Annotated in this window: 13 protein-coding genes; 4 read left to right on the top strand and 9 right to left on the bottom strand. The window is 64.8% G+C overall.

Annotated features, from left to right (window positions below; all coding sequences use genetic code 11):
• Positions 1 to 17: 17 nt before the first annotated feature.
• Both EPO50_RS25160 and EPO50_RS25155 read right to left on the bottom strand, forming a co-directional pair.
• Complete coding sequence (locus tag EPO50_RS25160) at positions 18 to 677, bottom strand: DsbA family protein (RefSeq protein WP_296348699.1); 660 nt, start codon at positions 675 to 677, stop codon at positions 18 to 20.
• Positions 678 to 731: 54 nt separating this feature from the next.
• A complete protein-coding gene (locus EPO50_RS25155) occupies positions 732 to 1,802 on the bottom strand; it encodes a DciA family protein (RefSeq protein ID WP_296348697.1) in 1,071 nt (356 codons plus the stop codon).
• A gap of 52 nt (positions 1,803 to 1,854) precedes the next feature.
• Between EPO50_RS25155 and mutY the strand changes: the two genes are divergently transcribed.
• Entirely contained in the window at positions 1,855 to 2,907 is a 1,053-nt protein-coding gene (gene mutY, locus EPO50_RS25150; protein WP_296348695.1) for an A/G-specific adenine glycosylase, read from the top strand.
• Between the two features lie 51 nt (positions 2,908 to 2,958).
• On the opposite strand, the gene EPO50_RS25145 is transcribed toward mutY, so the two are convergent.
• Both EPO50_RS25145 and EPO50_RS25140 read right to left on the bottom strand, forming a co-directional pair.
• On the bottom strand, positions 2,959 to 4,035 hold the full coding sequence (locus EPO50_RS25145) for a tartrate dehydrogenase (RefSeq protein ID WP_296348691.1): 1,077 nt from the start codon (positions 4,033 to 4,035) through the stop codon (positions 2,959 to 2,961).
• A gap of 10 nt (positions 4,036 to 4,045) precedes the next feature.
• On the bottom strand, positions 4,046 to 5,032 hold the full coding sequence (locus EPO50_RS25140) for a tripartite tricarboxylate transporter substrate-binding protein (RefSeq protein WP_296348689.1): 987 nt from the start codon (positions 5,030 to 5,032) through the stop codon (positions 4,046 to 4,048).
• A 102-nt stretch (positions 5,033 to 5,134) separates the two neighbouring features.
• On the opposite strand from EPO50_RS25140, the gene EPO50_RS25135 reads away from it, so the two are divergent.
• On the top strand, positions 5,135 to 6,049 hold the full coding sequence (locus EPO50_RS25135) for a LysR family transcriptional regulator (protein ID WP_296348687.1): 915 nt from the start codon (positions 5,135 to 5,137) through the stop codon (positions 6,047 to 6,049).
• A gap of 38 nt (positions 6,050 to 6,087) precedes the next feature.
• On the opposite strand, the gene EPO50_RS25130 is transcribed toward EPO50_RS25135, so the two are convergent.
• Entirely contained in the window at positions 6,088 to 7,176 is a 1,089-nt protein-coding gene (locus tag EPO50_RS25130) for a site-specific DNA-methyltransferase (RefSeq protein WP_296348686.1), read from the bottom strand.
• Between the two features lie 180 nt (positions 7,177 to 7,356).
• Between EPO50_RS25130 and EPO50_RS25125 the strand changes: the two genes are divergently transcribed.
• Positions 7,357 to 8,460, top strand: a complete 1,104-nt coding sequence (locus tag EPO50_RS25125; protein WP_296348684.1) for an amidohydrolase family protein — start codon at positions 7,357 to 7,359, stop codon at positions 8,458 to 8,460.
• A 17-nt stretch (positions 8,461 to 8,477) separates the two neighbouring features.
• Here EPO50_RS25125 and EPO50_RS25120 read toward each other — a convergent pair whose 3' ends face one another.
• The 3 genes from EPO50_RS25120 to EPO50_RS25110 form a co-directional block, all read right to left on the bottom strand.
• On the bottom strand, positions 8,478 to 9,464 hold the full coding sequence (locus EPO50_RS25120) for an amino acid ABC transporter substrate-binding protein (RefSeq protein ID WP_296348801.1): 987 nt from the start codon (positions 9,462 to 9,464) through the stop codon (positions 8,478 to 8,480).
• An 84-nt stretch (positions 9,465 to 9,548) separates the two neighbouring features.
• Positions 9,549 to 10,178, bottom strand: a complete 630-nt coding sequence (locus tag EPO50_RS25115; protein WP_296348682.1) for a glutathione S-transferase N-terminal domain-containing protein — start codon at positions 10,176 to 10,178, stop codon at positions 9,549 to 9,551.
• 4 nt (positions 10,179 to 10,182) lie between these two features.
• Positions 10,183 to 10,803, bottom strand: coding sequence for a ribonuclease HII (locus tag EPO50_RS25110; protein WP_296348679.1), 621 nt, complete (start codon positions 10,801 to 10,803; stop codon positions 10,183 to 10,185).
• A gap of 30 nt (positions 10,804 to 10,833) precedes the next feature.
• On the opposite strand from EPO50_RS25110, the gene EPO50_RS25105 reads away from it, so the two are divergent.
• Entirely contained in the window at positions 10,834 to 11,376 is a 543-nt protein-coding gene (locus EPO50_RS25105) for a nucleotidyltransferase family protein (RefSeq protein WP_296348677.1), read from the top strand.
• On the opposite strand, the gene EPO50_RS25100 is transcribed toward EPO50_RS25105, so the two are convergent.
• On the bottom strand, positions 11,373 to 12,530 hold the full coding sequence (locus EPO50_RS25100) for a PA0069 family radical SAM protein (RefSeq protein WP_296348675.1): 1,158 nt from the start codon (positions 12,528 to 12,530) through the stop codon (positions 11,373 to 11,375). The two genes, EPO50_RS25105 and EPO50_RS25100, sit on opposite strands and share 4 nt — an antisense overlap.
• Positions 12,531 to 12,616: the final 86 nt, after the last annotated feature.

The following is a 12,616-nucleotide window of genomic DNA, read 5'->3' as shown; positions in this document are numbered from 1 at the left end:
CCACGCCTGTCTGTTACTTACTTGGCTAGCTTGCTGAATACGCCGTCGAGATCCTCGACCGAGCGCGAGCCACGATAGAGCTGGCCGTTGATGAACAGCGTCGGCGTCGAGTTGACGCCCATCTGCTCACCGGCCTTGTAGTCGTTGATCACGGCGTTGCTCATCGCCTCGTTGGCGAGGCATGCCTTGATTTCGTTCTCGCCGATGCCCGCGATGCGCAGCGGCTTGGCGAGTTCGACCAGCGGATCGGACGAGGCCGCCCATTGCGGCTGGCCGCGGAAAATGATGTCGAGGACGCCGAAATAACGGTCGTTGCCGGCGCATTCGGCGATCTGGGCGGCCTTGGCCGCTACCTGGTCGAGCGGGAAGTCGCGATAGACCAGCTTCACCTTGCCGGTATCGATCCACTTCTTCTTGATCTCGGGCAGGACATGCGTGTGGAATTGCGCACAGTGCGAGCAGGTCAGCGAGGCATACTCGATGACGGTGATCGGGGCCTTGGGATCGCCCAGGACATGGTCGCCGGGCTGAACGGCCGCCAAAGCAGACGAATCCGGGGTCGCCACGGCGGCCACGGGCGCCGTGCCGGTAGTAGCAGGACGGGTGCCGAAATAGGCGCCAGCCGCAATCGCGGCCACCGCCACGACCCCGCCGGCGACGATCAAGATATTCCGCATTCCGTCTTCCTCTCCACTACATCTTGGGAATTACGCCTGTGGGGAGTCAAACGTTTACCGCCCCACCTGACTTAAAATTGCTGCGATGGCGTCGGCACCGCCGGGATTGCCGTAGTTCTGCTCGTTGATGAAAACCGTCGGGGTGAACCGAACCCCCAACATTTGGCCGGACTGCACGTCGGCGATGACTTTGTCCAAAAGCCGGTCGTTGGCGACACAGGCTGCCGCTTTCTCCGGCGTCACCCCGAAATCTGCCAGCACCGTCAGCAGTTCCGTGGCGGGATCGGGCGCGGTCATCCACTGGACCTGAGTGCGAAACAGCGTATCGACCGCGTCGAAGAACTTGTCGGGACCGCTGCACTCGGCCAGCACGCTGGCGCGGGTCGCCACCCCATCGGAAGGGAAGTGGCGATGGATCAGGCGCATCTTGCCGGTCTCGATCCAATCGCGGCGCAACACCGGCATCACGGCGGCATTGAAGTTCGCGCAGTGCGGGCAGGTGAAGGAGGCGTAGTCGATCAGGACGTTCGGCGCGTCGGGCTTGCCCAGCACATGATCGTCGGGCAGCGGGTCGAGGAACTTCGCCGGCGATTGCGCCCGAAGATCATCGCCGAGGAAGAGCGCCCCAAGGCCGCCGATCAACAGGCTGCGCCGTCCAGTCGTGATGCGTGCGCCGAGCCGCGCCAGGGCAGCCCGCAGTTCAGGATCTTTCACGTCAGCAACCTTGTTTGCGATGTCGCGCTCGACGGCAGCGTCGGGACGCTTCACCTTGGGTTTGGCGGGAGGGGCAGCGATCACGCCCTGAACGAGGCGTAGTTCATCGATCAGCCGGTGCCCGAAATAGGCGTTTACGCGCTCCACGATCTGACTGCTCCTGTGCTGGACCTCGAGCGCGGCAGCACCAGACACTTTGAGGCGCAGCACCTTGCCGCTTCCGGATCGACTGCTGCGAGCACCGCGGGCGGAAAGAAGCGCGTCCGGCCGGGTGACGCGCGCCAGCTCCGGACCGACGACAGCCGACCACTCCGCCTTCAGTCGCACGACCGACGCGTCGCGGCCTTTCGCCAAGCCGGACGTGAGCTTCTGGGCCAGACCGCCGATCGCACGGAAGCCGTTTTCCCGCATGGACCCTTTCAAACTCCGCTCCGTATGGTAGGCCACGCCCCGTTGCCTGACCATGACTCACGCCGACCGACTGCTCGCCTGGTATGATCGACATCGTCGCACCCTTCCCTGGCGCGCCCCGCCGGGAGAGCGCACGGCGCCTTACCGCGTCTGGCTGTCGGAAATCATGCTGCAGCAGACCACCGTCGCCACGGTGGGTGAGTATTTCCGCCGCTTCGTCGAGCGCTGGCCCACGGTCGAAGCCCTGGCCGCCGCGCCCCTGGACGAGGTGCTGTCGGCCTGGGCAGGGCTTGGTTACTATGCACGCGCCCGTAACCTGCATGCCTGCGCCCAAGTCGTGGCCGAAGCGCATGGAGGTCGTTTCCCCAAGGACGAGGCAGGGCTCCGGGCCTTGCCCGGCATCGGCCCCTACACGGCCGCCGCAATCCAGGCGATTGCCTTCGACCGTCCCGCTTCGGCCGTCGACGGCAATGTCGAGCGCGTGATTGCCCGCCTCTACGCGCTGGAAACGCCGCTGCCCAACGTCAAACCCGAGATCCACGAATACGCCGCCAAGCTGGTGCCTTCACAGAGGGCCGGCGACTATGCCCAGGCGATGATGGATCTCGGCGCGACAGTCTGCGTGCCGCGCGGCCCGCGCTGCGTCATCTGCCCGCTGATCGCCAATTGTCGTGCGAGCAAGCTCGGCATCGCCGAAGAGCTGCCGCGCCGCGCGCCCAAGGCAGAGAAGCCCACGCGCAGAGGCCTCGCCTTCGTGCTGATGCGCAAGGACGGCGCGATCCTGCTGCGCAAGCGACCGGTCAAAGGTTTGCTGGGCGGCATGGACGAGGTGCCGTCGAGCCCGTGGCGCGAAGGCACGCTCGACGAAGGGAAGGCTTTGGAGGACGCGCCCGTCCCGGCACGCTGGCAGGTGCTGGCGGGGCTGGTGCGCCACACCTTCACGCACTTCCACCTGGAACTCACCATCGCGCGCGCCACGTCGACGACGGGACGACTGGCCGAACGTGCCCTGCCCGGCTCGGTCTGGTGTCCGATCGACGCCCTTACCGAACGCGCCTTGCCGACGGTGATGCGCAAGGTGATCGCGCACGCCGTAAAAAACTAGGCAGGTTGCAGCCCAAGTTCCTCGGGGAATTCCTGGCTCTCCGATGGACTGCTAGACGTTCGCCCCGTGGATGGCATCGATGACTGCGGCGGTGACGTCCGCCGTCCGCGCGGTGCCGCCAAGGTCGGGCGTGTGGAGACGCCGGTCTCCCGTCACTTTCTCGATGGCTCGCATGAGCCGGGCGGCCGCAGCCTGTTCGCCGAAATGCTCGAGCATCATCACGGATGACCAGAACGTGCCGATCGGGTTGGCAATGCCCTTGCCCATGATGTCGAAGGCGGAGCCGTGGATCGGCTCGAACATCGAGGGAAAGGCGCGCTCCGGATTGAGATTGGCGGTCGGTGCAATGCCTAGCGATCCTGCCAGCACCGCGGCGAGGTCGGACAGGATGTCGGCGTGGAGGTTGGTCGCAACGATCGTGTCGAGCGTCTGCGGCCGCATGACCATGCGCATGGTCATGGCATCGACAAGCATCTTGTCCCACGTCACGTCGGGAAACTCGGCGGCGATCTGGGTGGCGATCTCGTCCCACATCACCATTGCATGGCGCTGGGCGTTGGACTTGGTGACGACCGTGAGAAACTTGCGCGACCGCGAACGGGCCAGGCCGAAGGCGAACCGCATGATGCGCTCGACGCCGGCGCGCGTGAACATGGCCACGTCGGTGGCGGCTTCGAGCGGCGAGCCCTGATGGACCCTGCCACCGACGCCGGCATACTCGCCTTCGGAATTCTCGCGCACGATCACCCAGTCGAGTTCGGGTCCGTCGACGGCGCGCAGCGGTGAGGTGATGCCGGGCAGCACGCGGGTCGGGCGCACGTTGGCGTACTGATCGAAGGGCTGGCAGATGGCGAGCCGCAGCCCCCAGAGCGTGATGTGATCGGGAATGTCGGGATGACCCGCCGAACCGAACAGGATGGCATCGTGCTTGCGGATCAGGTCACGGCCGTTTTCCGGCATCATGCGGCCGTGCTTCTTGTAGTACTCGCCGCCCCAATCGAACCGGTCGACGCGAAGGCCGAAGCCACCGTCGCGCTTCGCCACGGCCTCCAGCACTTCTACGCCGGCATCGACCACCTCTGGGCCAATGCCGTCACCGGGGATGGCTGCGATCGCATAAGTCTTCATGGTTCTGTTCCTAGTTGCCCTTCACGCCGGCGGCCTTGATGACCTCGCCCCAGCGCTTCACCTCCGCTTCGAGGTAGGACTTCAGCGGGGCAGGCTGGGCCAGCGACGGATCGACCGGAACGGTGCCGAGGCTGGCGAAGCGTTCGACCACCTTCGGATCCTTGAGCGCGGCTTGCAGGGCAGCGACCAGCTTGTCGGTCGCCTCCTTCGGCAGGCCCTTGGGCGCCCACATCGCATGCCAGGCCGAGACCTCGAAGCCCGGCAGAACGGTGCTGTCGAGCGTCGGCAAGTCGGGCACCGAAGAGACCTTGGATTTGGTCGTCACGGCATAGCCGCGGATCTTGCCGTCCTTGATATGGCCGGTGGTGTTGGTGGTCTGGTCGCACATGAAATCGAACTGTCCGGCCAGCAGGTCATTCATGGCGGGACCGGTGCCACGATAGCCAACCCCCTCGACCTGGAAGCCGACACCCTTCAACAGCATCAGCGCACAGAGATGCGACGCCGAGCCGATGCCGGCATGGCCATAGGTCGCCTTGGCCTTCTCGGCGCGCAACCAGGCGAAGAACTCCGTGACGTTTTTCGAGGGCAGCGCATTCTTGGAAACGAGCGTCATCGGCACGTCGGTGATGCGACCGATCGAGTCGAAGTCGTTGACGACGTCATACTTGAGGTCGGGATAAAGAGCCGGTGCCGTCGCCTGCGCGATGTGCCAGACGGCGATGGTGTAACCGTCGGGCGCAGCGCGCGCGACGCGGGCCATGCCGATCGTGCCGCCGGCGCCACCGGTATTGTCGACGATCACGGACTGACCGAGCGTCTTGCCCATCGATTCGGCAATGAGCCGTGCGACCGTGTCGGTCGGACCGCCCGCGGCTGCGGGCACGACCAGGGTGATGGGCTTGTTCGGATAGCCTTGAGCGTGAGCATGAACGGCGAACGACGCTGCGGCGAAGGCCAGCGCGCCTGAGACGAGTGCGCGACGAAACGAGGTCATTGGGCGGCTCCCTAGCGGTTTCTTTGTTCCCTCCTCCCTAGGACGGCGGAGCCGCGACCACAATCGTCACTGGATTATACAAATTCTGGCTATAATCGCTGGATGGACCTCACGCAGCTACGCTGCTTCGTCGCCGTCGCGGAGGAGCTGCACTTCGGCCGGGCCGCGCGGCGGCTCGATATGCTGCCATCGGCGCTCGGTCGCCACATAAGGCGGCTGGAGGACTCGGTCGGCATGCCGCTGCTGCTGCGGACCACACGCAACGTGACGCTGTCGCAGGACGGTGCCGCCCTTCTCGACAACGTCCGTGCGCTGCTCGCGCAGGCCGACGTGCTCGACCAGCAGTTCCGCGATCGTGGCCGGCGCCGTTCATACGTTCTGCGGGTCGGTGCCATCGACACGGCCGCGGCGGGCCTCGTGCCCGATCTGCTGCACGACTTCCGCGAGCAGCATGCGTCCGTCACCGTGCAGCTCGTCGAAGACAAGACGGTGCGGCTCCTTCCGAGGCTTCTGTCCGGCCGGCTCGACCTTGCGTTCGTGCGGCCACCAGAGAACCTCGACAAGCGGATAGAGCTCCTGGAGCTGTTCCACGAGACACCTGTTGTTGCGCTGCCGTCGCGACACAGGCTGGCAAAACGCCGCCACCTCACCGTCGCCGCCCTCCTCGACCAGCCGCTCATCGTGCCGGACCGGGGATCTCGGCCACACAGCCACGACCTCACCATGAAGCTGTTCGAGCGCGCCGGGCTGAAACCCACGATCGCCCAGGTGGCCGAGGAGAAGCAGACGATCGTCAATCTCGTCGCGGCCAAGCTCGGCCTGGCGATCGTGCCGCGATGGGCTTCGCGTTTCGCCGTCTCGGGCGTGCGGTTCATTCCGCTCACGCAGAAAGAGACGGCGGCCCCGAAGCTCCTTCCTCTCGCGGCGGCGTGGCTGCGCGGCTCGCGCGATCCCCTGCGCGACGAAATGATTGCGATACTGAGACTGCGTCTGTCGAGGTACGCAGCGAGGGCCTGAGGGCCCGGCCGCTCAAGCCGGACAGCGGTTCGCTGTCTCTACAGCCCCGCCCTCACCTGCTGGCGCAGATGATCGATAGGCCGCTTCGCGCCGGCGACATCGATATGCCAGAAGGTCCAGCCGTTGCACGCGGGTGCACCCTGCACCGCCGCGCCGACCTGATGGATCGAGCCGCGATGCTCGCCGAGCGCGTTGGCCGCCGACAGGGTGCCGTCGGCACGCACGCGCGCATGCACGCGACCGCTCTGGTCGCTCAGCACCGTGCCAGGCTGCAACAGCCCCGCCTCGATCAGCACGCCGAAGGGAATGCGCGGCTCGCTGCGCTTGCTGGGCTTGGGCGCCACGTCCTCGCCGGCCAGCGGCTGGATCATGGCAATGCGCTTGCGCGCGATCGCGGCATAGTCGGGATCGCGCTCTAGGCCGATGAAGTGCCGGCCGAGGCGGCGCGCCACCGCGCCGGTCGTGCCGGTGCCGAAAAACGGATCGAGGATGACGTCGCCGGGATTGGACGCCGACATCAGGCAACGGAACAGCAGCGACTCGGGCTTCTGCGTCGGATGCGCCTTCTTGCCGTCCTCGCCCTTCAGCCGCTCGCCGCCGGTGCACAGCGGCAGGAGCCAGTCGGAGCGCATCTGGATGCCCTCGTTCAGCTCCTTCATCGATTCGTAGTTGAAGGTGTAGCGCTTGGCGCGCTTGTCGCGCGCCGCCCAGATCAGCGTCTCGTGCGCGTTGGTGAAGCGCTTGCCGCGGAAGTTCGGCATCGGGTTCGACTTGCGCCACACGATGTCGTTCAGCAGCCAGAAGCCCAGATCCTGCAGCGCCGTGCCGATGCGGAAGATGTTGTGATAGCTGCCGATCACCCAGAGCGTGCCTTCGGGCTTCAGCACGCGTCGCGCGGCCGCGAGCCAGCCGCGCGTGAACTGATCGTAGCGCGCGAAATCCTCGAACTTGTCCCAGTCGTCGTCGACCGCATCGACCTTGCTGTTGTCGGGACGCAGCAGGTCACCGCCCAACTGAAGATTGTAGGGTGGGTCCGCGAAAACCATGTCGACGGAAGCTTCGGGCAGGCTGCGCATCAATTCGATGCAGTCGCCCACCAACACTCGATCCAACTTATCCCCGTTCATCTGTGGAAAATGAATCCACAGCGACGAGGGGTCAAGAAGCCAATTGATTCAAGTGTTTAGACACTAGATCGAGTCTTTGTCCGGTGCTCAACCCACCAGCCCTAGCGAGGTCTCGATAGCCGATGGGCGATCACGCCTGACATCTTCTCCTTCTCGAACGGCAGCGAGGCAGAAGGAAACATGATCGTCGATTGCCACGCCCATGTGTTCACCCACTGGATCGGCTCCTGCGGACATCCGACGCGCGACATTCACAGGCGCTACCTGCAGCGGGTCGTCACCCGAACGGTCGCATCGACTTTCCGAATCCGCGATGGCGCACGCGCCGACACGAAGGCCCTGTTCCAGGCCGGAGACGAAGGATGGAGCGGCCTCGCGGACGTCGATTTCCGCGTCGGCCGTTTTGGTCAGCTCGAATTCACGCACGACGGAGAAGACTACGCCATCCAATACATGCCCGTAGGCATGCAGGAGATGACGGCACCGCCGGAACTCATGCTGGCCCAGATGATGAACGCCGGCGTCGATCACTGTCTCCTGCAGGCAGGCGGCGGCTATGGGGCGATGACCGAGATGAATGCTTTCGCCGAGCGGCAGTTTCCCGAGAGGATGACCGGCCTGATGCATGTCGACGAGGCGATGGCAGGACACCCGGCGCAGCTCGCCGAGATCGACCATGCCTTCAACGTACTGAAGCTGCGCGGACTCTATTTCAACGTCGATTCGCTGAGCCGCCATGGTTTCCCCTGGCCGCTCGACGCGCCGCAGATGGAGGCGTTCTGGGACAAGATCGCGGCGTTGGGAATCGTGCTGTGCCTCGAACTCAGCTCGGGGCCGAGCTACGACATGGCAGGTTACATGGCGCATGTCACAGCCTTCGGCCGGGTGCTCGCGCGACATGCCGACCTGCGCGTGCATCTGGCGATGAGTCCACCTGTCGCCTACTTCGCCAGGAATGGCAGGTACGAGTTCCCCGAGGAACTTTTACGCCTCTATCGTCACGAGCCGCTGGTGCTGGAAGTGGTGTTTCCGATCACCTATGGCGGAATCTGGGACTACCCCTATCCGGAAGCGCAGATGTTGATCGCGGACATGCGCGATCAACTTGGCGCCGACCGGCTCGTCTGGGGCTCCGACATGCCGAACGTCGAACGGTTCTGCACGTACAAGCAGTCGCTCGACTATGTGAGACGATACTGCCCGTTCCTGAGCGCGCGAGAGAAAGACCTGATCCTTGGCGACACCTGTGCGGCGTTCTACGGGATCAACAAGGCAGACACCTGACGACAGGCGTCAGTTCCTCAACGGATGGGCGGGGCGTATTGCAGGCCACCCTGGGTCCACAGCGCGTTCTGGCCACGTTCGACCTTGAGCGGTGAGTCCTTGCCGACATTGCGGTCGAAGCTCTCGCCGTAATTTCCGACCTGTTTGATGATGTTGTAGACCCACTTCTCGTCGACGCCGAGCGCCTTGCCCATACCCGGTGTGACGCCGAGGATGCGCTTGATGCTGGGATTTTCGGACTTCAGCATTTCGTCGACGTTCTTGGCGGTGATGCCGTACTCCTCGGCTTCCAGCAGTGCGTACTGCGCCCAGCGCACGATGTCGGCGAACTGGTTGTCACCGTGGCGCACGACAGGACCCAGCGGTTCCTTCGAGATGATTTCGGGCAGAACGATGTAGTCATCGGGATTGGGTGCGTTGGCCGCACGCGTGGCATAGAGGCGGGCCTGGTCACCCGAATAGGCATCGCACCTGCCGCTGAAGAAGGCCGCCCGACTCTGGTCGGGATCCTCGAAGAGCACCGGCCTGAAGGTCATCTTGTTGGTGCGGAAATAGTCGGCGATGTTGAGCTCGGACGTGCTGCCCGACAGCACGCAGATCGAGGCGCCGTTCAGCTCCTTGGCGCTCTTCACGCCGAGCTTCTTCGGCACCATGAAACCCTGGCCGTCATAGTAGGTGATGCCCACGAAATCGAGGCCGAGCGCACTGTCTCGCGTCAGCGTCCAGGTCGAGTTGTTCGACAGCAGGTCGACCTCGCCCGACTGCAGCGCCGTAAAGCGCTGCTGACCCGAGAGCGGCACGTACTTCACCTTCTCCGAGTCGCCGAAGATCGCAGCCGAAATGGCGCGGCAGACGTCGACGTTCATGCCGGTCCACTTGCCCTGGCTGTCGACGGTCATGAAACCGGCGATGCCGCCCACCGCCACGCCGCAGATCAGTGTGCCCCGGGCCTTGACCGCATCGAGATCCTTGCCGGCCAGAGCCTGGCCGGCGTGAGAGACCATGGCCCCGCAAACAGCCAACGCCAGAAAGATTCGTTGCATCACTCCGACCTCCCTCGTGCAGATGTGTCCCTTACTCTTGTCGGTCTATTGCGCGAGCTCCTGGGCGATCGCCTTCTTCACATTGGGCCGCTCCGACATGCGGCGGCGATGGTCGACGATCTTCGGAATGCGCGCGAGGTCGACGCCGTCGGCCTCCAGCCACTGCGCCAGGGTGAAGAGATAGGGGTCGCAGATGGTGTAGCGCTCGCCCATCACCCAGGGGCCCTTGAACATGTCGTGCTCGATCTGCTCGAAGCCGGCCGTGACCGACTGTGGCACCTTGCGCTGCATGGCCGCAATCGCGGCCGCATCGTCGGCATCGACCCAGCGATAACCACGCATGCGATGGGCGTGCGCGATGTGCAGGGAGGAGCAGAGATAGCTGTTGAAGGCCTGGACCTCGGCGAAGGCGAAAGGGTCGTCGAGCGGCGCCAGTTGCGTGGCCGGAAAACTCTGCGCCACGAAGGCCAGCATCGCCGGCGTCTCCGTCAGGATGCCACGATCGGTCACCAGTGCCGGCACGCGGCCTTTTGGATTGACCTTGAGATAGTCGGGTGACTGCTGCTGGTTGGCGGCAAAACTAATCCGCACCGTCGAGTAGTCGGCGCCGACATCTTCCAGGGCGATATGCGTGGCGAGCGAACAGGTGTGTGCCGCGTAGTAGAGCTTCAACATCCGCTCAGACTAGCTCGCGAACCGGCGCGAAGCTCCTACGGTGATGCGGGGTCGGCCCGAGAAGTTTGAGGGCTTCGAGATGGGCGGCGCTGCCGTAGCCGCGATTGGTTTCCCAGCCATAGCCGGGGAACGCCGTCGCCAGCGCCGCCATCTGCCGGTCGCGGGTCACCTTGGCCAGGATCGACGCGGCCGCGATGGAATAGGAATGCGCGTCGCCACCGATAATAGTTTCTGCCGGACAACCGAGTTGCGGCGGCACCCGATTCCCATCGACGAGCACCATACACGGCGGCTCGGTCAGCGCCTGGACCGCACGACGCATGGCGAGAAACGTCGCCTGCAGAATGTTGATTGTGTCGATCTCCTCGACACTGGCCTCGGCGACAGCGAACTGGACAGCGCCCGACGCGATCATGGCTTCGTAGGCCTCCTCGCGCTGCGCGTGATCCAGCTTCTTGGAATCGTCGATCAGACCCAGGAGCTTGCGCGTGGCGCGGCCGCGATCGATGACGGCGACAGCGGCGACCACTGGTCCCGCCAGCGGCCCGCGCCCGACCTCGTCCACGCCGGCAATTCGCACGGCGCCCTGGGTCTCACAACGCAGCTCGAAACGAAAACTCGGCATATCCCCTGCCGCCGCGCGTAGGATGCGGCGATGTCCCTGATTGCCGACATCATCGCTCAAGACCCTGTGGCTATGAAACAGCTTCGTGCGGCCCGCACGCTCGGCCTGCCGGACTGGTGCATCGCCGCAGGCTTTGTGCGCAATCGGGTGTGGGATCATTTCCATGGCATCGTGCCGCCGCGCGCGCCGGCGGATATCGATGTCATCTACTATGATGCGGGCGACCTCTCGAAGGAGACCGAGCAAGCCCACGAAGCCGCGCTCGATTGCCTGCTGCCCAGCCTGCCCTGGCAGGTCCGCAACCAGGCGCGCATGCACATCTGGAAGAACCTGCCGCAGCACCGCGACACGGCCGATTCGATGATCTACTGGCTGGAAAGCGTGACGGGCATCGGCGTGCGCCTGGAGGCCGACGATTCCCTCACTGTGATCGCGCCGCTCGGCACCGACGATCTTCTCAACCTGCGCTGTCGCCCGACACCGTTCGGCCGCACCAAGCGCCACGAATACGACGAACGCATCGCCAGCAAGCGCTGGCGCGAGCTTTGGCCGAAGGTCGTCTTTCTCGACTAGAACAGTCGCATCTGCCGGGCGTCGCGCTTGGCGTCGACCAGCGCGGTTCGCGCGGAGTCCGGCACGGCGAAGCGCAGCGTGTCGAGGCGGTAGCGGACGCGGTTGAGCTCCAGCCGCTTCACCGCCGCCGTAAAGCGGGCGCTGAGGAGCTGGGCAATCGGCCCCTCGCCTCTCATGCGTGTGCCGAACTCGGCCTGATAGAGCGCCCCGCCACGCATCTGACGGACCAGCGACAACACGCGCTCGGCACGATCCGGCCGGTTGAGGCGCAGCCACTCTTCGAACAGATCCTTGATCTCGAGCGGCAGACGCAGAACCGTGTAGCCCGCCCGCGTGGCGCCGGCCTCGTGCGCAGCATCGAGAATGGATTCCATCTCGTGATCGTTGAGGCCCGGGATCATCGGCGCGCTCATGACGCCCGTCGGGATGCCGGCGGCCGACAGCGCCCGGATGGCATCGAGCCTTTTCTGCGGCGTCGAGGCCCGCGGCTCCATCGCGCGCGCGAGATCACGGTCGAGCGTCGTCACCGACAGGAAGACCTCGGCGAGATTGCGCTTGGCCATGTCGGCCAGAATGTCGATGTCGCGCGTGATCAGGTGGTTCTTGGTGACGATGCCCACCGGATTGTTGAAGTCGCTGAGCACCCGCAGTATCTGGCGCGTCACCTTGAGGTCACGTTCGACCGGCTGATAGGGATCGGTGTTGGTGCCCATAGCCACCACGTCGCAGCGATACTTGGGCGACGCCAGTTCCGCCATCAGCAGCTTGGCCGCTTCCGGCTTGAAGAGAATCTTGGTCTCGAAGTCGAGGCCGGGCGACAGGCCAAGGTAAGCGTGCGTCGGCCGCGCGAAGCAGTAGATGCAGCCGTGCTCGCAGCCGCGATAGGGATTGATCGAGCGGTCGAACGGCACGTCGGGCGAAGTGTTGCGCGCCAGGATGGTGCGCGTGGCATCGCGTGTCAGCGTCGTGCGCAGTGGCGGCAGATCGTCGTCGTCCGACGGATCGGACGACGCCTCGTGTTCCCATCCGTCGGTCGTTCGAATCCGCTTCTCGCTGTCATAGCGGCTGGACTCGTTCGACAGCGCACCACGGCCTTTGTGCACGGGCTCGGGGATCGCATCGTCCGGATAGTCGGGGGGAACCTTCGGCCTCATGGGCCGACTCTTAGAACAAAACAGGAACGAGTCAACGGTTGTTGTGCCACAAGATCGGGATATAGCTCCCGCCCCTTTCCCGTTCG

The sequence above is a fragment of the Reyranella sp. genome, from assembly GCF_004297405.1.
Taxonomy (GTDB): Bacteria; Pseudomonadota; Alphaproteobacteria; order Reyranellales; family Reyranellaceae; genus Reyranella.
Note: the sequence above shows the minus strand (reverse complement) of the source record. Positions and strands in the feature narration are given on the sequence as shown.